Annotated in this window: 18 protein-coding genes and 2 pseudogenes; 13 read left to right on the plus strand and 7 right to left on the minus strand. The window is 61.3% G+C overall.

All coding sequences use genetic code 11. The features are described from left to right. Nucleotides 1–11: 11 nt before the first annotated feature. Entirely contained in the window at nucleotides 12–1,214 is a 1,203-nt protein-coding gene (locus E3T47_RS07220) for a TIGR03364 family FAD-dependent oxidoreductase (protein ID WP_198416606.1), read from the minus strand. A gap of 146 nt (nucleotides 1,215–1,360) precedes the next feature. On the opposite strand from E3T47_RS07220, the pseudogene E3T47_RS16340 reads away from it, so the two are divergent. From E3T47_RS16340 to E3T47_RS07255, 8 genes and pseudogenes are all read left to right on the plus strand, one after another. Continuing rightward, nucleotides 1,361–1,564, plus strand: a pseudogene (locus E3T47_RS16340) (winged helix-turn-helix domain-containing protein); the annotation flags it as partial. A 30-nt stretch (nucleotides 1,565–1,594) separates the two neighbouring features. Further along, nucleotides 1,595–2,143 (plus strand): GntR family transcriptional regulator, encoded by a 549-nt coding sequence (locus tag E3T47_RS07225; RefSeq protein ID WP_241982087.1) that lies wholly within the window; start codon nucleotides 1,595–1,597, stop codon nucleotides 2,141–2,143. Between the two features lie 31 nt (nucleotides 2,144–2,174). Then, nucleotides 2,175–2,837, plus strand: coding sequence for a phosphonatase-like hydrolase (locus tag E3T47_RS07230; RefSeq protein ID WP_134551461.1), 663 nt, complete (start codon nucleotides 2,175–2,177; stop codon nucleotides 2,835–2,837). Between the two features lie 643 nt (nucleotides 2,838–3,480). Continuing rightward, nucleotides 3,481–3,987, plus strand: a pseudogene (locus E3T47_RS16775) (transposase); the annotation flags it as partial. A gap of 169 nt (nucleotides 3,988–4,156) precedes the next feature. Then, nucleotides 4,157–5,482, plus strand: a complete 1,326-nt coding sequence (locus E3T47_RS07240) for a hypothetical protein (RefSeq protein ID WP_134555444.1) — start codon at nucleotides 4,157–4,159, stop codon at nucleotides 5,480–5,482. A 663-nt stretch (nucleotides 5,483–6,145) separates the two neighbouring features. After that, entirely contained in the window at nucleotides 6,146–6,748 is a 603-nt protein-coding gene (locus E3T47_RS07245) for a PadR family transcriptional regulator (RefSeq protein WP_134551457.1), read from the plus strand. A 35-nt stretch (nucleotides 6,749–6,783) separates the two neighbouring features. Continuing rightward, the gene (locus tag E3T47_RS07250; protein WP_104134115.1) at nucleotides 6,784–7,470 is read left to right on the plus strand and encodes an ABC transporter ATP-binding protein; all 687 of its coding nucleotides are present in this window, start codon (nucleotides 6,784–6,786) and stop codon (nucleotides 7,468–7,470) included. Continuing rightward, entirely contained in the window at nucleotides 7,467–10,241 is a 2,775-nt protein-coding gene (locus E3T47_RS07255) for an ABC transporter permease family protein (RefSeq protein ID WP_134551456.1), read from the plus strand. Before E3T47_RS07250 ends, E3T47_RS07255 begins: the two co-directional genes overlap by 4 nt. Before the next feature lie 184 nt (nucleotides 10,242–10,425). Here E3T47_RS07255 and E3T47_RS07260 read toward each other — a convergent pair whose 3' ends face one another. Beyond that, nucleotides 10,426–10,695: a luciferase domain-containing protein gene (locus E3T47_RS07260; RefSeq protein WP_134548907.1), complete on the minus strand. Its 270-nt coding sequence runs from the start codon at nucleotides 10,693–10,695 to the stop codon at nucleotides 10,426–10,428. Between the two features lie 218 nt (nucleotides 10,696–10,913). Here E3T47_RS07260 and E3T47_RS07265 point away from each other — a divergent pair, with 218 nt between their 5' ends. From E3T47_RS07265 to E3T47_RS07275, 3 genes are all read left to right on the plus strand, one after another. Continuing rightward, nucleotides 10,914–11,315 (plus strand): hypothetical protein, encoded by a 402-nt coding sequence (locus tag E3T47_RS07265; protein WP_134553983.1) that lies wholly within the window; start codon nucleotides 10,914–10,916, stop codon nucleotides 11,313–11,315. 518 nt (nucleotides 11,316–11,833) lie between these two features. Further along, complete coding sequence (locus E3T47_RS07270) at nucleotides 11,834–12,304, plus strand: GNAT family N-acetyltransferase (protein WP_134555445.1); 471 nt, start codon at nucleotides 11,834–11,836, stop codon at nucleotides 12,302–12,304. 133 nt (nucleotides 12,305–12,437) lie between these two features. Next, nucleotides 12,438–12,668, plus strand: a complete 231-nt coding sequence (locus tag E3T47_RS07275; protein ID WP_134555446.1) for a hypothetical protein — start codon at nucleotides 12,438–12,440, stop codon at nucleotides 12,666–12,668. Between the two features lie 174 nt (nucleotides 12,669–12,842). On the opposite strand, the gene E3T47_RS07280 is transcribed toward E3T47_RS07275, so the two are convergent. From E3T47_RS07280 to E3T47_RS07290, 3 genes are all read right to left on the minus strand, one after another. Continuing rightward, complete coding sequence (locus tag E3T47_RS07280; RefSeq protein ID WP_134555447.1) at nucleotides 12,843–14,078, minus strand: MFS transporter; 1,236 nt, start codon at nucleotides 14,076–14,078, stop codon at nucleotides 12,843–12,845. A gap of 448 nt (nucleotides 14,079–14,526) precedes the next feature. Continuing rightward, nucleotides 14,527–14,982 carry an SRPBCC family protein gene (locus E3T47_RS07285; RefSeq protein WP_134555448.1) on the minus strand — a complete coding sequence of 152 codons (456 nt, stop codon included), beginning with the start codon at nucleotides 14,980–14,982 and terminating at the stop codon, nucleotides 14,527–14,529. A gap of 250 nt (nucleotides 14,983–15,232) precedes the next feature. Then, nucleotides 15,233–15,640: a RidA family protein gene (locus tag E3T47_RS07290; RefSeq protein ID WP_134555449.1), complete on the minus strand. Its 408-nt coding sequence runs from the start codon at nucleotides 15,638–15,640 to the stop codon at nucleotides 15,233–15,235. A 273-nt stretch (nucleotides 15,641–15,913) separates the two neighbouring features. On the opposite strand from E3T47_RS07290, the gene E3T47_RS07295 reads away from it, so the two are divergent. Further along, nucleotides 15,914–16,579 (plus strand): hypothetical protein, encoded by a 666-nt coding sequence (locus tag E3T47_RS07295; RefSeq protein WP_134555450.1) that lies wholly within the window; start codon nucleotides 15,914–15,916, stop codon nucleotides 16,577–16,579. A 96-nt stretch (nucleotides 16,580–16,675) separates the two neighbouring features. On the opposite strand, the gene E3T47_RS07300 is transcribed toward E3T47_RS07295, so the two are convergent. Both E3T47_RS07300 and E3T47_RS07305 read right to left on the minus strand, forming a co-directional pair. Then, on the minus strand, nucleotides 16,676–17,455 hold the full coding sequence (locus tag E3T47_RS07300; protein ID WP_134555451.1) for an arginase family protein: 780 nt from the start codon (nucleotides 17,453–17,455) through the stop codon (nucleotides 16,676–16,678). Beyond that, nucleotides 17,436–18,812: an IS30 family transposase gene (locus E3T47_RS07305; protein WP_134555452.1), complete on the minus strand. Its 1,377-nt coding sequence runs from the start codon at nucleotides 18,810–18,812 to the stop codon at nucleotides 17,436–17,438. Before E3T47_RS07305 ends, E3T47_RS07300 begins: the two co-directional genes overlap by 20 nt. Nucleotides 18,813–19,043: 231 nt before the next feature. On the opposite strand from E3T47_RS07305, the gene E3T47_RS07310 reads away from it, so the two are divergent. Further along, complete coding sequence (locus E3T47_RS07310; protein ID WP_134555453.1) at nucleotides 19,044–19,679, plus strand: GDSL-type esterase/lipase family protein; 636 nt, start codon at nucleotides 19,044–19,046, stop codon at nucleotides 19,677–19,679. Nucleotides 19,680–19,774 lie beyond the last annotated feature (95 nt).

The following is a 19,774-nucleotide window of genomic DNA, read 5'->3' on the forward strand; positions in this document are numbered from 1 at the left end:
TCGAGCGAGGTTCACGGTCGGCTGGGCAATCTGGCTGCGTCAATCGGCTGCTGCAGCGGTGTGCTGATGAGTTGGGAAATGGTGTTGGCGGCGAAGCCGAAGGCCGTGGTCATGCCAATGCCACTCGCCACGGTCGCCACCCAGACACCCGGGATCGGCTGCTCCTGCACGAAGACGTCACTGCGACCGGCCGCGTACACTCCTCGCCAACGTCGCCGCACGGTCACGCTGTCGACCCCGAACAGGTGTCGCGTCTCTTCAAGCAGCAGTTCGTCGCTCGCCTCGTCTTCGAACGGCGTCTCGGTTGCCGAGAGGTGGTGGGTATCGCCAACAATGAGTCGACCATCCGGACGCTGGGTAAACATCAGGTTGACCTGCTGCTCGAGTAGTTGCGGTCGCAGCCGCTCGAAGTCCGACCGCACCGCCGCGGCGCTCGGCTGCGCAGCAAGGCCGTCGTAGCGGAGCAGCCCCAGGCCCGTGAGGATGGCGGGGCCGATCCGGATACCACGCGGAGTGTCGATTTCGAGCATCCGCAACCTGCACCGGTCAATCTGCCACCTGGCAGCCAACTGCGGGAATAGTCGATCGAGGTCGTGCCCAACCGCAATCACGATGGCAGCAGCCCGCATGGGACCGCGGGAGGTCTGAAGTATCCCCTCCTGAATCGAGCCAACGTTGGTGGCGTAACTGAACGTGACGCCGAGCGTCTGCAGGTACGAAGCAAGCGCCGGAATGGCGTGGGGCGGATCCACCCGCAGGTCGAGGGCGAGATGAGCTCCTCCGACGGCGCCGGGCGCGTCGAATCCAAGGAGCTGCGCGGTCTCGTCGGCAGTTAGCAATACCGCCTGATCGCCGCGCTCTTCCCGAAATTCCTCGAGCACAGCAAGCTCCGCAACAGTGCGCGCAATCACCACGGTGCCCGCTTGGGTTACCGGGGTCCCGGCGGCTTGCGCAACCTGCAACCAATCCTCGCGTGCAGCGAGCGCGAATTCCAGGGCGCGCCCGGACTGTGCCGTGGTGCCGATGTGGCCGAAGTTGCGAATCGATGCTCCGACGGCGAATCCGTCTCTCTCGACGATGTGTACTCGCAAACCGGCCTTGACCGCATGCCACGCATGCGCCAAGCCGACAATACCTGCGCCGACAATTACTAGGTCGTAGACGGCGCCGGTCAGGGATTGAGTGGTGCCGCTTGCTGCCATTTCGTTGCTCATGAAGAAAGCACACCACAACTTGGGCATACAAGTAGGAGAAATGGAAAATGGCCAAGAACTGTTCATTTGCAGTTCACTTGCAAAACACTTGATGAAATCGGGGACATAGGCGGCTGGACCCCAACCCACTTGTATATACTGATCGAATGACGGCAGACTCCATCGCTCTTTTCGCAAAACATGGCCGTATTGCCGCACAGCTACGTGGACAGATTGAATCCGGTTCGCTTGCGGTCGGCGATGACCTACCCTCCGAATCGGACCTGCAGTCCCGGTTTGGGGTCTCGCGCGGTCCGATTCGGCAGGCTCTGGCAACTCTTCGAAGCGAAGGTTTGATCGAAACCACACAGGGTCGTCCACCGCGGGTACGAGCTCAACCATTGGCCCAGTCCATCGACGATTTCTTTTCGTTCTCGTCCTGGGTGCGTGCACAAGGGAAGGTGCCCGGTCAACGGACCTTTGAGATCGCGCGCCGCCGCGCCGCCCCTGCGCTCGTGGCGCGAATGGGACTGGCCGACGGCGAATTTGTCGTCGAGATCGTGCGCTTGCGGCTGATCGACGGCATCCCGACCATGATTGAACGCTCGGCCTTCCATGACTCAATCGGTAAAGCGCTACTCACCTTCGACACAGACAGTGGCTCGATCTACGAGTACCTCATCGATAACGGCGCGGAACTTGACGAGGGCACCCACGTCGTGGATGCCGTTCCCGCGGCGCCGCTCGATGCAGAACTTCTGGGCGTGGAGACCGGCGCCCCTCTTTTGCGCGTGCGCCGCGTCACGCGTTCGCGTCGAGGGCTGATTCTGGAGACCTCCGACGATCGCTACCGGTCCGATCATGCGTCCCTCCTGATCTATAACTCAAGAAATGAGAATCGTCCGACCCCAATCGTCGCCCGCACCACCCATACAGTGGCCAACGCTTAAATCCGTCTGCACCCCAACCAGAAAGCTTCACATGACATTTCAACTTGCGTCTCTCGACATGGCCGGCACCACCATTAATGAGGGCGGAATCGTTTATCGAGTGATGCGCGAGCAACTCGAATCTGCAATTGGCCGTGCGATTGACGATTCCGTAATTTCACGCTGGAACGGAACGTCGAAGCGCACCGCAATCGTCGGCGTGCTCGACGAACTTGGCATTGACGGCGTAGATGCAGACGCCCTATACGCCCATTTCCTGGTGGCGCTGGCCGCCCGATACGAGTCCGAACCTCCGACGCTTTTCCCCGGTGTGCGTGAGTCTGTCGCTGAACTGCGATCCCGCGGTGTGAAGGTCGCCCTCCAGACCGGCTATACACGAGACATCGCCGAATCTCTCATGCGTTCCGCGAGATGGGAACTCGATGCAGTGGATGCGCTGGTGACCGCCGACGACGTCGCCGAATCGCGTCCAGCTCCATACATGATCTTCCGCACAATGGAGGCCACCGGGGTAACCGATGTCCGACGGGTGCTTGTTGCCGGCGACACCGTCAACGACCTGCGCGCTGGAACGAATGCCGGCGCCGGTTACGTCGTGGGCGTACTGACGGGGGCGCATGATGTCACGCGACTCGGCGAGGAGGAGCACACTCACCTGTTGCCGAGTCTCGCCACCATGGCCGAGCTCCGTTGATCACACTCCGAGTAGAACGACTCAATTCACTCGGAAACTGAAGATGAATAAGGAAGCGGTTTACGCGCGATGCTAAGCAATCGCGAAGCCCGTGTTCGGTCAGGTCCACACACGCTAAGGAAGATTCGTGCTTCTGCGCGGGTTGAAGCGAGCCGCCCACGAGTGACACTTGGCCGCCGCTTGCCACAATCTGATGAAGCTGCACGTCATTCAAACCGAGTCGTTCGTTCCCGCGCAATCCTCGCTGACGGCCCGACCAGTGTGCTAGAAGACAGGGCAAGGCCCACCTCACGGCCGGTCTCTACCCTGCGTGAGGCCGTCATGTTGCTCGCCCTGTTTTCGGCCTGAACTAGACCGACGAGACGCCGAGGACCGTTTCGATGGACGCAGCGTTGGACCGCACGTTGTGGAATCAATATCGAATAGGGATCACTGCCCCACGCGCCGATGCGATGCGATCCGATCCGATCCGGCAAGATCGTCCTGGCCTCAAGTGGAGACACACGTACATTGACATCTCGATTGGACGACCTTGTGAGGGAAACGCAGTTATCGCTGCAAAAAGAATGACAATCATTCTTGCCGACGGGCTACAGGTCGGGTCAAGACGAACCTCCGCCATCGGTACCAGGAGGCCCTCGCTGACGGGTCCTGGCTAGCGACGATCATCCCGACCTCCGGCACGCGGCGGCAGTCGACGACACCGGTGACGGTTCGGGTCGTGGACTACACGATCGACGACGGACGCGACAATCCTGATCCCTACCGGCTACTGACCACGATCCTGGATCCGGCTGAGGCCTCGGCCGAGGAACTCGCGACCGTGTACTCCGAACGGTGGGAGATTGAGACGGTGTTTGACGAGTTGAAAACCTACCAACGCGGCCTGCACATGGTGCTGCGGTCCAAATCCCCGGCCCCAGTCAAGCAGGAAATCTGGGGCCAAACAGTGTCGGGGAGCAGGGTGCCTAGCTGGGGTGTACCCAAAACGGACGTCAGGGATCCAGGCCTGCCCGTGTCAGATTGGGATCCAATCCCGGTTTTCTTGACACCAACACCCAATCGCCTTAGACCCTTGTCAAGGGCGTGGCAGCAAACCAGCCGGCGAAAGGTGCGGCCATCTATGGGGCGCATCACCCGCGGACCTTAACGGAGTTGCTCGTGGCCTCGGCTGTGGCGCGGGTCCGTTGGTCCCCATGCCGCGGATCACTGAAGATCCGTTTGCTAGGCTTCGACCCGTTCGCCGGACATCTCAAGTTCCCATTTGAAGTACCCGGCTATTTCGCGCGTCTCGCCTGCCTGTCCGCTAGTCTCCAACTGTGACCTCGAGCCAGATTTTCTTGAGCTTCTTCATCGGTCTGCTGACCGCGGCCATGGCTGGAACAGTTTCGTACCTCTGGAGGCGTCATCAGCAGAGTGTCTTCACTACGACTGGATCGCTAAGGTTCCGGGACACGTTTCGTCACCGTTCGGGGTTCTTGATCGCGTTGATCGGCTTGGTGTTCGGATTTGCGGCCTGGGGCTTCATCGCTTCTGTCGGGGACACGGGCGGTGGCAACAATGCGGCCAGCATCCCTCCCTCAAGCGCCCATGGAGGCGTGGTAGTTCAGATCCCCGACCCCCAGCCCACTACGACGTTTTCGCCGGCCGAGTGGGGTCCGAGTCGTGACACGGTGTCGTCGCTTTCGCGGAACTCGGTCGTCACGATCAACGCAATGTTGGACAACCCCGTACGCGGTGACGAACGCAACTTCGCGCAGGTCAGAGGACTGGATGAAGCCAATAGCGAGTATGGGGACCAGATGATTGTTCGACCTGGGTTGGTCTATGTCGGCGTGTTCCATTTTGCCAACGACGCAAGCCCGGATTCCCCAGGATCGATTGCGAACGATACGCACATCCGAATCCAGATGCCTGGCGTGGCGACCGGTGCAGCCGGTGCGCGGGGAATAATTTCCTCAAGCAACGCCGCTCCCTCTGAGGTGTGGGACGGGTTCACCGTGCTCTTCGACTCACCTGCGGATCAATACGCCCTCCGGTATGTTCAAGGGTCGGCGACTATTCACTCAGGCGGTCCCGTTAACGGGACCCCACTCAGCGACGACATCTTCGTTGGGGGCGTCCTTCTCGGGTGTGACGCCCTTGATGGCAAACTCGGCCCTGCCCCGGAGTGCGAGGGGTTTGTGACATTCAGGTTTCGCGTCGACCAGCCGGACTTCGACGTCATAGTCGAAGCCCGCCAGAAGGGAACGGACGCGGCCTATATGGACAACGTCGAGGTGAGTGCTGGCGATGTGGTTCAGGTCAGAGTGACGTATCAGAATCAGGGAACGACCCAGCAGGACAAGGTCGGGTTGCGAGTCAGACTTCCCGAAGGGTTCCGGTATGTGCGCGAGTCCTCAGAAATTGCGAACGAAACAACGGGCGGAAAATACAGGAAAACGATAGACGGCATCGCTACCACCGGCTACAACATTGGCAGCTATCAGCCCCGCGGGAACGCATTCTTTAAATTTGACGTCATGGTCGATGACCCTGGAAAAGCGCCATTCGTCGGGCCGTGGCTGACCGTCGATGACTTCGCCACAGCGGCAACCACCGGCGAAACGAAGGGCGTCCCGTTGACGTTCATATCGGTGCGATAGCCGCGCAAAGCACGCTCGTCGTCGGAGTCGGCTAATCCGGCCACTCGAAGGAAAAAGAGAACCCTGCCAGAAAAATCAGAAAGTTACAGTCTGGACGTGTCGCACCAGGGCCGAGAACACGCGCGCTGGACGGGTTTTCCCATCATCACACAATCAAAATGCCTCACTCTTTGTCGCACGTAGATTAAATGACTGGTTACCTGACAATTTCTGCACCCATTGAGGTTACGATCGTGTTGTCACGTAATCGAACGTATAAATGACACAGGTCGAGCATGGGTTTGAGTGCCCGCTAGCCGAACCCCCTACGGGACAGTGAGGCTGTGCAGTGCGACAGGGTTGGCAGTGTTCGCGTAACTCTGGCCGATTAGTGGGTTGAAACCAGCGCCTGGCCGACGATGCGGGTCCGTTGGTACACACCGGGTTTGGATTCGGAATGGTTGAGGCTCCGGATCGAGCCTGGGAGAACTCTGCGGCGGGTTCGGAATTTCCCGGCAGCCCTTACCGTCACGTGTCTCCAACGGCGAGTCCGCGGCTGACAGCACGCGCGTCCTGAATCGATCCGGAGCCCCTGACGCCACAGGAAAAATATTCACCGCGTCAATGTCTAGCGCTCACGTAGTTACTGTGTAAATATTTACCCAGTAATCACTGGAGGTTGACATGTCCATCCGCCTAAGTCTTCTCGCGATCCTCGACCAGGGACCCTGCTACGCCTATCAGCTGCGCGTCGAATTCGACCGACGCACCGGCTCGACGTGGCCGGTCAATGTCGGCCAGATCTACACCACTATCGAACGTCTCGAGCGCGACGGCTTCATCGAGCGGACGGGCGCCGAGGACCACGAGCAGGTGCATTACCGGATCACTCCAGAGGGACATGTGGAGGTTCAGCACTGGCTCGGCTCGCCCGTTGTGCGATCCGGCGCGGCCCGCGACGAGCTTGCTATCAAATTGGCGATCGCCGTCACGCTGCCAGGTGTCGATATAGCCGCGATTATCCAGACGCAGCGCGCGTCGACTCTGCGCACGTTGCAGGACCTCACCCGAACCAAGCGCACTACGAACAACCCGGAATCGTCGGAGGACATGGCTTGGCTTCTCGTCGTTGACTCCTTGATTTTCGCGGCCGAGGCAGAAATTCGATGGCTCGATCACTCGGAGGCTCGTCTAGAGCGGGCCGCAGTGCAGGGCGTCGCGAAGCCGGTGCCGTTGAGTGACGAGCCGATACGGCGTGGCCGGCCGGCAAAGGCGGTGAAACTGTGAACGGTGAAGACTTGCTGCGACTTGATGGCGTTTCTATGCAGTACGGCACCGGGGAAACAGCCGTGACCGCTCTTAGCGGCATCGACCTCACCGTGGGTCGTGGAGAACTGGTGGCCGTCATGGGCGCGTCCGGATCGGGAAAGTCGACCCTCCTCACCGTTGCCGGTGGGCTCACGCAACCAACCAGCGGTGAAGTCATTGTGGAAGGCGAATGGTTGAGTACTCTCGCCCCCAAGAGGTTGGCAGCGCTGCGACGCCGTAGCCTGGGATTTATCTTCCAGGATTTCAACCTCATCCCGTCCCTGACCGCGTTGGAAAACGTCAGCCTGCCCCTCGAGTTGGACGGTGTTTCCTCGCGCCGCGCGCACCGCCCCGCCCTGGACGCCCTCCAAGTTGTCGGTTTGGGCGATCGGGCAGACCGCTACCCGGCCGACCTGTCGGGTGGGCAGCAGCAACGCGTCGCGATCGCCCGCGCCGTCGTCGGCGGACGCTCCCTGATCCTGGCGGACGAGCCCACGGGCGCGCTGGACAGCACGACCGGGGAATCGGTTTTGCGGATGCTTCGTGAACGAATCGACGCGGGAGCCGGCGGGATCTTGGTCACCCACGATGCCCGCCACGCGGCCTGGGCAGACCGGATTGTGTTCCTCAAAGACGGCCGGGTGCTCGAGGACGCCCCCCGGATGCCGCTGTCCGACCTCCTAGGTGAGACCATCCGATGAATGTGGCAACCGGCGCCGGCCGGAACCGCGCCAGCGTCCTCGTCGCGTTCCGTCTGGCGCGGCGGATGGCCGTGCAAAACATCGGCCGGAGCGTCCTCGTTGTCGCTCTAATCGCCATTCCCGTCCTCGGGATGACCGGCATCGCCACCCTTGAGGCCAGCAATAACGCCACCCCCGCTGAACAGGTGCGCTTCCGTCTCGGCCAGACGGTCGCCGAAATCACCGCCTACTCACCGCCAGACAAGACCCTGACCCAAGATCCGACCGATCCAAGCCAAACCGCGTCATCCACGGACAACACCGGCACACCCACGGGCTACGAGGCGGGCGCTGCGCTGCTTGATCCAACGACGTATGCCCCATCGGGCGACAAACTGCTGACCATCCAGCACACAACAGTCACGGCAACGACCGCCCACGGAGTCGGCTATATTCCCGCTGTCCAAGGTGAACCTTGGAACCCAGCCTTCACGGGTAAGTGGGACATCGTCGATGGACGCGCACCCCAGAACGACAGGGAGGTGATGGTGTCGCCGGGCGCCCTGACTCGCCTTGGCGAGAACATCGGCGGGCAGCTGCTCATCACCGCGCCTGAAACGAAAACATTCACCATCGTCGGCACCCTCCAGAGCGCTGCTCTCACCACTGACGCGGACGCCGTCTATGGAATGTCCTCCGTGTTCAACGGCGTCACCCCGACCGTAGATCTCAGCGGAACCGAGTTTTATATCCCCACCGGCACCGTCGACCTGACCACCATGGAGGAGATCAACCAAAAGGGCGGCGTCGTGTACTCTCGCGACCTGGTGCTGAATCCGCCAGCCACAGCCGACTCATCCCCCTGGGCCACGTCGGCTACACCGAACTACCTCATCTACACGATGCTCGCCCTGCTGGGCTGCTTCGCCCTCTTCGAGGTGTGCCTTCTGGCCGGTGCGGCCTTCGCCGTCAACGCGAGCCAGCAGCAAGTCGCGTTAGCTGTCTTGGCCAGTGTCGGAGCCGACCGAAAAACCATCTTCCGAGTCATGACTTTCGGCGGCGTCGGACTCGGCCTGATCGGCAGCCTTGTCGGCGTCGGAGCCGGCCTGGGCGTCACAGCGATCGCGCTCCGTGTCGTCGCAGCAGGACAGGCCACCCGATTCCCTGGCTTCCACGTCGACCTGGCTGCACTCATCGGCATAGTCGTTCTTGCGACCTTCGCCGGCTGGGCGGCCGCAGCCGTTCCCGCACGGTCCGCCTCGCGGCCCGACGTCGTACGCGCTCTCCGCGGGGCTCGCCGCCCTGTCATCCCCACGCACCGACGCCCGCTGCTGGGCGGGGTACTGATCGCCGTAGGCGCAGTCGTGTCGATCGTGGGCGGGGTGATGACCGTGACCGGCGCGACACCCGTGCACGGGCTGCAGAACATCACCCTTCTGCAAGCCGGAATCGCTTTGGTCGTTGTCGGCCCCGTTACGATGCAGATCGGCGCGATTCTGATCGCGCCGTTACTCCTGCGGATGAGCGCTCGTCTCGTCAGCCGTTTCGGCGCCGGAGCGCGCCTCGGCTCCCGCGACGCTGCTCGCAACACCGCCCGTTCCGTCCCGACCGTGTCAGCAATCATGTCCACCGTGTTCATCGCCGCGTTCGCCATGTCTCTGCTTGGCGGTGCTCAACAGCTCACGACTTCCACATACGGCTACAGCCTTCCGGTGGATTCTGCGCGGGTCACGCTCTACGGCGGCTCCTCCACCACCTCTGCATACGTGCTGGAGAACGTTGCGCCAGCCGTCAAAGACGCCATGCGATCCAGCTTCGGGACGTCGAACGTCGTCACTCTCTCGTCATCGGAGAGCCCCCTGCGCCTGAACAACAGCGGTTCAGAGGCCACCATCACGCTGCCCACGCCACGGGTGCTCGCCTCGACGGCGTGCACTCAAGACCCGACCTGCTACTCGTCCGCCCTCGAAACGGTTGGCGGCTACGCGGGCGACAAGATCTGGGTTGGCTCCGAATCCGATCTTTCCGCAATCCTCGGGCAGCCGGTCAACGCGGCAGCCGCGGCTTCGCTCCGGTCCGGCGGTGCCGTGGCTCTCTACTCATCCCTTGTTCAAAACGGTCACGCCACGTTCGACTGGTCCACGAACGACACATCGAACGTGACCAAGACCATCCAGGTGCCCGCCGTTGTCCAATCGACAAAGCATCCAGTTGACTTCCCCATCTTCATTACACCGTCGACCGCGACATCGCTCGGGATCACCTTCCGCCCCACGGCCGTCTTCGCGCAGTTCCAGTCCGCGCCCACCACCAATCAGAAAGATGCGCTCCAGCAGGCCCTTCAAGGCATTGGCAGCGGCCAGCTCGTCGCCCAAATTGAGACGGGCCCGCCGGTCTTCGCTGGCGCTGCCGGCTGGGCCCTCGTCGCTGCAGCCGGCGTGCTTGCCTTGGGTGCCTCCGCGATCGCGATCAGCCTGGCGCGTGCCGAGGGGCGCCGTGACGATGATGTTCTCACCTCCATGGGCGCTCCACCACGGCTGCGACGGCTGTTCGCCTTTTGGCACGGCATCCTCCTTGCCGGCACCGGCTCGATCATCGGGGTCGTCTTCGGTGTTGTGCCCGCCGCCGCCCTCTCTCTCGAGACCTCCCAAGCTGCTGCTGTCGTGCCCTTCGCCCCGCCGTGGGCGCAGCTTGCACTCACCGCCGTAGGTATTCCTCTGTTCATCGCTACGGGCGCATTCATCACAACACGAAGCCACTCGCGCGGCGGACGGCGCCCCACCGTGCTCTGACGGATCCGCTGCCACGACAACGACTTGCCGCATAGACGGGTGTGAAGCTCCGTGCAAACGACCTCGAGAGCCGACACCAGTAGGGGAACGTCGTGCGGGACGCTGAAACTTCGAGTTCATCGCTGATGGCCGTCTGGCCCGATGGCCACTTCGACGGGGACGTATCGGCGACGGCGATGCTCTCTTAGTTACCGGTGCGCGCGAAAACCAAGCTTTCGTCGACGATGCTAAGAACAATGCCGAGTTCTTCCTCGGTGCGGGGTCCGTAGATCATGAACTCTGTTCCGAAATCCTCGTACTGGTGTGGCTCCGCCCACACCTGTGCGGTGAGCTCCTTCCCTCGTGACGCTGGAAGGCAGAGGTGCAGGCTCGTGTCCGAGACGCCGTGGATATGAACGGGTTCAAGGCGTTGATTGGGGGCTAGGGAAGTTTCCGGGGCGCGTTCGGAAGGCATGTCTTCCAGAAAGACTGCGCACTTGGGAACGCCCCACGTACCCACCTGCAGTTAAAGCGCGTTCAACTGGCTCAGGCCATCGCGGTTTAAGACGATGACGAGGCCGTGTCCTCCGAACAGCCGACTCGCGCTGCTCGGCGTCTTTTGGCAAGCTGAGAGTACGTGGTTGCGTAGCGGTCACGGCTTATTCTGATGACTACTCAAGACACGAAAGTGCTATGCCTCGCCTCTCATCCTGCACGATGTCGCTCCGTCAGCTGAGCGTCGCGGGGGTCGCGCTGATTGGCGCCCTTCTCTTGGCAGGCTGCACCTTCCCCACCACTGCTCCGCCGGCCATGCCGCCAGCGAGCCCAACGACAGTCCCGATCCCCACGCCAACGCCCGACCCGATCATCGACACCGGGCCGGCAAAGGGAGCGATGGGGGAAACCGAGACGGATGCCGAGGGCACTATCCGCTATACGACGGTCGCAGGCGACGTGGGCGGCCTCATTTGCGACCGGTTCGGCCGAGCCTACTGGCAGCTCGACCGGGAAGAGAACAACGCCGGATTCGACTGCCACACGATCCTAGGCGTTGGCGTAGTCGTCATTCCCACTACCGACGAAAAGCCACGCTGACCGGCGCGCGTAAGCGCACGCTTCTGTAGCGAAGCTGTTGCCGTTCGATCCCTTCGGCAGCGAATCCGAACCTTGAGGCCACTGTGCGCGGTGACAGGCTGTTGACCGATGTCCAAGCCCTAACTGAGACCGCCCGAGATCGAGCGAAATGTCCTCCTCGCATTTCTCCACCGTGGATAAATCAGCGTTACCAGCCTGCAACCCAAGATCAGCACTTTCAGCGAACGTGCGCCGAGGCGCCTCAGTATCCGGTTTACCCCACAAACGTGGAAAATTATTCGTCAGCCTCGGTCTGGGACCTTCGCCCGAAATGAATGAGCGTTTGACGACATAGCTGCTTAGGCATGGTGCTGTCAGGTGATCCGTTTTGCGCGTCCCGCAAGCCGGACGACGAACGGAGCAGATCTGGGGCCGAACCGCCCAACGGTCGAGAGCACCAATGCTGTGTCACATGGGAACCCTGTTCGGGCAATCTTCGGCTGGCGCTGGTGTCGATTCTTGTCTGGAAGAATTCAGAGATGACTCTGACACTTCAGCGAATCCTCGCTAACGAGTTCCCGTCGTGGTTGGACCGCAGTTGCGCCGAATACGTCGGTGATTTGGTTACCCAGGGTGGATCCCACGAGGAAGCTCAACGTATAGCGGCCGAGAGCATGGCTCGTTCATTCCCGGAGGGTGTTCCGAGCCCTGGCAATGAGGTCTTTCACGTCATGAACGAGGCGGGTGCGGCAGTGGGATACCTGTGGATCGGACAGGACGTCAGCGCCGATCCAGGGGCGTGGTGGGTCTGGGACGTTGTCATCAACCGTGACCAGCGTGGTCAGGGTTTCGGCAAAGCGGCAATGCTCCTCGGCGAGGAATACGCACGCTCACACGGTGCGAATTCTCTCGGCCTTAGCGTCTTCGGATTCAACACCAGCGCCCAGGGGCTTTACAACTCACTTGGGTACGAAACAACTTCGGTGAAGATGCTCAAGACCCTCATCTGACCCTTCCGAACAAGACAGGAGGGCCGGTTGGCACCCAAGCCCTGCGACGTACGCCCTTACACCGAACCCTGAGTGCGCAGAAAACGCGACTCGCTCGAGACGATAGCGTCGCCAAAACTGATTGGATCATCACATGCGCAGTAGAAGAGGCAGAATCGTTGGTTTGATCGTCGGAGTTCTGATCGCGTTGAGCGCGGCCATTTTCCTTACGAACACGGGAATCCGCGTCGATGAGCTGGGTACTTCTCCGACTCTGGTTGAGCAATTCCTTGGCTGGGGCAGCTTGCTAATCGGAACGGTCCTTGCCTTGGCATCCGTCATCAAAGTGCTCGTTTCGAACGAAGACACGCCCACCGGCTCATAGGCCTCGCTTCCTCGCCAATGCGGAAGTGCTGGCGAAATCGACGTGCGCGTTTGGCTCGCTGGCGGTCGTTCTCCTCCCTGCACCTCAGAGAGAGCACCTGCCAATTCGACCTCAGGGGGAATCCTCCGCGGGACGCTCATAAAGAGATCATGAGTCTGGTCAAGAGTTTGTGATTCAGGCTTGTCGTGAGAATTCTTTGACCCGGCGGTAGGCCAGAAAGGATGCCACCACGAGAAGGAGCAAGGCTATTGCGCCCACAGCGAGGAACGACTCGTTGACCCCGGTGACCTCGATCACAATGCCGGCCAGAGCGCTTCCTGCCGCGGCACCAATGTTGTGGCTGGTATTGACCCAGGTTGTCGATTCGGTTTTGCGATTTTCTCCGCCGAAATCATTGGCAGCAAAATAAGCCACGATCATCACCGGCGAGAAGAACACCCCAGCGGCCACAACCGCCACGGTCATCCACGCCGCGTCGCTAGTCAGGCCGACGGCGGTGGAGAGCACCACGAGGATAAATGCTATTGCGATGACCTGCACTCGTGCTTGCCCGGGTATCCGCAACGCACCAAAGACCAGCCCTCCCACCGCGCTGCCACCGGCGAACAGGCCGAGCACAATCCCGGCCGCGGCCGCACCCTCGGTGCCTGGAAAAGCGGCAGGAATCGCGATCGTCAGGTTGCCGGACACGAGGCCCGCAACCACTGCCGGGAGGAGGAGCCCGATGAAATGAGTGTTTCCGAGCAAGGTGCGCCCTCGAGCGGCGGAGCCCTCCACCGAAGTGCTAGTGGCAGGCCTAATGTGCGGCACGCGCCGTATGGCCGGTGATAATACGAACAGTACGGTGCCAAGAATGACCAGGCCGGCCGGGACCAGCAAAACCAGGCCGGGTTCGATGACCATGAGCGCAAGACCCGCGGCCGCTGGGCCGACCAGATAGAGGAGCTCTTCAATTACGGCATCGAAACTGAGTGCCTTCCGCAGTAGGACGGGCTCCCGTGCTAGCTCTGACCACGCGACTCGCATGGCCGGGCCCAGCGGCGGAGCGACGGACCCCGCGATCCCGGCGAGTATCACCATCGTGGCGCCAGACCACGACGCGAAGGCGCCGACAGCGAGAGTTGCTAGCACCCCTCCGAAGGCCACAGCGAGGACCAGAAGTACCGGTCGTCGTCCGTGCCGATCGATGAGGCGTGCGCGGAAGGGCGCCAGAAATGAGGCCGTGACGCCGTATGCGGCGACCGCGATCCCGGCGGTAGCAACTGAACCGGTAGTGGCTTGCACGGCGAAGAGGAGAGGGAGAATCACGAGGGCGTAGGCCGAGCGTCCTACCAAGGCGCTCAAAAAAGTCAGTGGGACATCGGGCATTGTGAGCACGTCGACGTAACGTGCATGCTGTGTGGAAGGCACGGGCAAAGCTCCAAGCTCATGGGCGCAAAATGGCGCAGTGAAAGAAGGGTCAAGCTACCGAGGAAGGGCGCGACCTATCAATCACGAGCTGAGAGCATGGGCTGAGCTTACTGCGACCGTCCGCAGGTGCACGAACATGAGTCGCTTCGGCCGGCTGGCGTCGCCCGCCACGGACTGCGTAGTGGGTGCCGTGGCACACCGTCGCCCACAGTCCGGAGTCTCCGCCGCTGCAACAAAAGCCGCAGCTCGGCGCCCGTAGACGAATAGACAATCAGACTTACGAAGGGCGCCCGTAAGCCGAACCCCCTACGGGACGGTCACCTGTGTCGCAGTCGCTCATCGTGGGCAGTGGAACAGGACGCAATGCTGTGCGTCACCGCGTCATTACTACTTCGACCAGAGACTCTGACGCGGGCCGCCTGGAAGAAGCCAGCGGCCATTGAAGCGATCACCCCGAAACTTCGGGACGATCGTTCACGTCCCCTGGTCTGGTGCGCTCGTGAACGTATTCTGCTCGGCGCTGCAAACGATCGAGCCTTAGACCGGGCACAGTCCGAAAGGCGCCGGCGAGCACGCGAAAGATTGCTCCGCTGTGAGTGATGGCGTGGGTCACCTTAGTCTTATGGTCGCCAACCGAAACGAGATTCCAAGCGCCTGTTTCATGCGCCTGCAGTCCGTCCAGACGCCAGACTACAGAATCCGTGGATACATGTTCGTAGGTGATCGTGGGGGAACCAGGTAATTTGGCTCGAATCGGGTACGGCTTGCCAACCAGCGCACGGGGATCGATCGCTGTGACAGAAAGAATCGCGGGATTCCACTCCGGCAGGCGGCGAATATCGGCGAGAATGTTTGCAATCGTCGCCCTCGATGCGTTGATGACGCGACTTTCGATGTATTCCATAACTCGCCCCGTACTCTCGCCCGCAGAAACTCTTCAAGAACGGATGCTCGCGCCCCCCAGTCACAGCCTAGAGGCAGGGCAGACGGGTCTAGGCTTACCCTCACCAAGTCCGACGCCGAACGTGCCCGGAGAGCTGCGCCTAACCGAACCACTGCGCGCAGTATCCGCACGGCGATTGGGCTCTCTGGTCACTCGATCGACATTTCCCGCTCTAGGTCCGAATGCGCCAACCCCCTGCGGGACGGCCTCGTCAGTCGATCACAGCAGCGACGGCTTCGATCTCGACGAGCTGATCCGTATACCCGAGGACGGTGACTCCTAGGAGCGTGCTCGGTACGTCGTGCGTTCCAAAGGCCTCGCGAACGACTGCCCAGGTCTTGACGAGGTCGCTCTGATTAGAGGAGGCGACGAGAACTCGTGTGCTCAGGACATCATCGAGTCGGGCGCCCGCTGCGTGCAGGGCAATAACGAGGTTTTCCATCGCCTTGCTGGCCTGCGCCGAGTAGTCTCCGACTCCTGCGGTGCTGCCATCGAGATTGAGCGGGCAGGCGCCGGCCAGAAAGATGAGGCGCGCCTCAGCGGGAGCTGTTGCAGCGTAGGCATACTGAGCCACATTGGAAAGCTCAGCAGAACGGATCAAGACAACATTTTGGGACATGCCCTCACTGTATGGGAGAGCCAACGCGCGGCTGGCTCGCTCACGAACGCCCGCAAACCGAACCACCATGGGGCACGTCAACGAGTCAGCTACGCCAGGAGCAGCCCTCTATTCTGATAACCGACACATCGTAGAGAAATATTCATAGCTACGCGGGAGTCAGTTGCTCAGGTATCCCTTGTCGCGGCGGCCTGCGGCAGGGTTCCGGGTACGAAAGTCGCGCCTGACCAGCACAGCAGTGCTGTGCTGCGATACCTGAAGAGGGAGCAATAGATGAAACGATCGCCCATCACCACCGCACTTGAAGTGATCGCCGTCACCGCATTGGTCATCTCGGTAACTACGGACGTCGTCAAGGCCAGAGAGGAATGGCGACTTCGCCTGGGCTCCGCATGGGCAGACCACTGTCATCCACGCCGATTTCGGAGGCAACTTCAGCAACGGATGGATCAAAAGACGAGCCCTGAACTTGCCGACCTGATCTACCAAGGAAATATGGATCAGGCGATCGAACTCGCAAACCAGCTCAACCCGGATGAGATCTATAACCGTATTTTTCGTGACGACGAACGGCACCTTCATGACGAGGCGCCTTGTGATGTTTTCCTTCGCCGCTGGTACCAGACTCTGGAGAGCCCCTACCTACGCGCTGAAGCGGCGGACAATTTTGTGAGCGCCTATACGACGCAACTCGCGCCCGTACCCAACGGCGAGTACATCGGTGCTTATATGCGTACCGACTCGTTGCGCGAACTCATCACAAAGATCGCCAGCGCGATCCTGGGCCCGGAATTGAAAGACCTGGAAGACACTCCTGAGCACCCGCTCGATGCCGCCTCGGCAGAAAAGTGGCGTGCCGTCGGCCGGATCCTTGCAGATATCGAGCTGCCTCCCGTCGTATCACCAGTCGCTCCTCCGGAGGAAGCAGAGACGAACTGACACAGGTGGCATCCGCGCATCCGACCGCGGGTACCACCCACCCCCTGGTTTCCGCCCTTCCGCAGGGGAACGTCTTGCGGGACGGCGTATCGGTCGTCAACGATTGGTGCTCAGAAGCGGGGCCAGTGCGGAGACAAGGCGCTCTGCCTGAGAGCGGGCCAGCTCCGCATCGCCGTGGTCCTCGAATTCACCAATTTCGACGCCGACAATAGGGTTGTGCGCGAGGCGTGTGGCGACGGCAGTGAGATCATCGAGCGTTAGACCACGAGGCACGCTGTAGTCGGTTGGCATGATTCCGGGATCGAGTACATCGCAGTCGAGATGGAAATAGATCGGTCGGTCCGAAATGAGTCGATCGAGCTGTGTGAGCATGTCAGGTCCGGCCGCGAGGGAGATCGTGCCATCGTCGACGTGCGATTGCTCCGCTGGATCCAGATCGCGAGTCCCTCCGAGAACTACGTTTCGGGAGTCGAGGCCAGCTCCAAGTCCGGAGTCCCACCAGCCAAGTGACGCACTCAAGGCCAGCCCACCGAGGTAACCAGTTGTGGTGTTCTCCGGGGTGTTCAAATCGGCATGGGCATCAAACCACACCACGACGGCGTCAGGATGCTGTGCGGCAACGTTGGGGAGAGTGGCGATGGCTGCGGCGCACCGCGGCCACGCGAACACAGGATGGCCTCCCAAATTCAGGGCGGCAGCGTGAGCCGCTTGCAACGACCGGAGCCCGGGCAATGCCGCTTCCAACTCGACGTCCCAATTGCCGTTAATTGCCGGTTCGGGATGCCCGAGGACAGTCGGCTCAATCCCCAGCCAACGGCCAAGGGCGGCTCCCACGATGGCGGCACCCTTGGCGGATTCAACTGGTCGAAGCAACACCGGCCTGTTCGGTCAATAATAAATGCTCTGCCCAGATCTCGGTGGGGGTTTTCCAGCCAAGGATTTTGCGTGGCCGGTTGTTGAGCGTCAAAGCAACGGCGTCGAGTTCATTAGTGCCCCATCGTGCGAGGTCGGTGCCTTTGGGGAAGTATTGGCGCAGCAGTCCGTTCGTGTTTTCATTCAATGGTCGTTGCCACGGGCTGTGGGCGTCAGCGAAATAGACAGCAATCCCGGTCGCCTTGGTGAATTCCACGTGCTGGGCCAGTTCCTTGCCTCGATCCCAGGTCAATGATCGGCGCATCGCTGCCGGGAGAGTACTCATCTGGATCACCAGCGCCTTCCTCGTGGCCTCGGCCCCATGTCCAGCCAACGCTGGGCCATTCTTAACCCGCGGCTGCACCCCGTAACCTTCCATCGCCGGCAGGTGGATGAGCATGGTGACTTTGGTCATGCGTTCCACGAGGGTGCCGATCGCCGACCCATCCGTTCCGATAATGAGGTCACCCTCCCAATGCCCAGGGACCTCTCGTGCAGCGACCTCCGTTGGTCGTTTGTCGATCATCACGTCGGCGGTGACGTGGCCGCCCGGCCGATGCCGTGCCCGGGAGCGTGGAACTCGCAACGACCGACCTGTTCGCAGATTGGCGACAAGATCGCGGGTGAGTGCGCCCCGAGATTGCACATACAGCGCCTGGTAGATCGCCTCGTGGGAGATGCGCATCGACAGATCGTGGGGGTAGTCGATGCGGAGGCGACCGGCGATCTGTTCCGGGCTCCACACCGTCGCCCAGCGTCGGTCTTGACGGTGGGGCTTGTTGCGGCCCTTCCAGGTCTGTGTCGTCGGTCCGGTGATGGGCGCACCGTTGGCGTCTTTGACTGCTCCCGAGAGACGGTCCTGGACGTAATCGCGCAGCAGGTCATTGGTCAGAAGCTTCACCGTCTTCGGTCGCTGTGCCACGATTTCTGACTTCCACTGCGCGACAGAGGCCCGATACTCCAGCTTTCCCCCGCGGGTGGCAGCGTTGCGGCGCAACTCGCGTGAGATCGTCGACGGAGACCGTCCCGTCGCCCGGGCAATACCACGCACACTCGTGCCCTGAACCCTGCACAACGCGATTTCCTCACGCTCAGCGAAGGAGAGATAGCGACCGGTCAGTGGGGCAAGCGTGAAGGGAGACATACCGCCACGATGCCGGAACCACCGGGCGCCGACTGCCGGCGACACGCCAACGGCCGTTGCCGCATTCTCGCTGGAGAGCCCGCGCGCGACCTCGCCCCAGAACGCTCGCTCGATCTCCCGCCGATGCGACGGCGCACCAGGCGACTTCATCGGGGACCTACCCGTCAACTCCTTCATCCAACCTGCGGGACGCCCCATCGAATACCTTCATGATCAGAGTGTTGCGACGACCAGTTGAATCCGCCCTTCATCCCTCGGTCATTGTGATCCCCGATACGCCCGGTATAAACGAGGACAGTACTACTCATGTTGGATCCATCCCATTCGACCACGCTCAGACGCGCGTATTCCCGACGCTACTGCACGACATATGCAAGCGATCATTTCGCCAGTTCCTAGACTGACGTCATGTCTACTTCGAGTCGTGATGTGCGTGTCTGCTTCGTCGGTGACTCCTTTGTCGCCGGGCTCGGCGACTCAACCGGCTTGGGCTGGGTCGGTCGAATCGCCAATGAATCCCACCGTCGGGGACTGCCTCTGACGACTTATAACCTCGGCGTGCGACGCGACACGTCGCTTCTCATCTGCGAACGGCTCGCCCGCGAGGTCGCGCCGCGGCTCCGACAGGCTGAGGTCCCACGGATCGTTGTCTCATATGGCGTGAACGACACATCTTTCGAAAACGGAACGACCCGAGTCAGTCGCGCTGACAGCGTGGCCGCGCTTCGCAGCATTAACATTGCCAGTGGGCGGACCGAACTGATGTTCATAGGACCGCCCGCGGTCGACGATGACTACCAAAACGAACGAATCTCAGACCTCAGTGACGCCCTGCAGAAAGAGTCGAACAGCCTGGGCATTCCCTATCTTGGGTGTTTTGAGAGCACGGTGGCTAACTCGGTCTGGCGACGTCAGGTCCGCGAGGGTGACGGATTTCATCCGGACGCTACCGGCTACGAGCAGCTTGCCGCGATCATCCAGGCGCCACTCCTCGAGTGGCTCAGCCCGCACGCCATCGGTGCGTCACAAAACTTAGGCCTATAGGAATCGACATTTCAAGCGTTCCGTAAGCCGAACCCCCTACGGGACGGTCAGAGTCGGGACGCTCAGAGAATTCAGGATGCGATAGTGAGGGTGAT

The sequence above is a fragment of the Cryobacterium ruanii genome (genome assembly GCF_004404055.1).
Lineage (GTDB): Bacteria > Actinomycetota > Actinomycetes > Actinomycetales > Microbacteriaceae > Cryobacterium > Cryobacterium ruanii.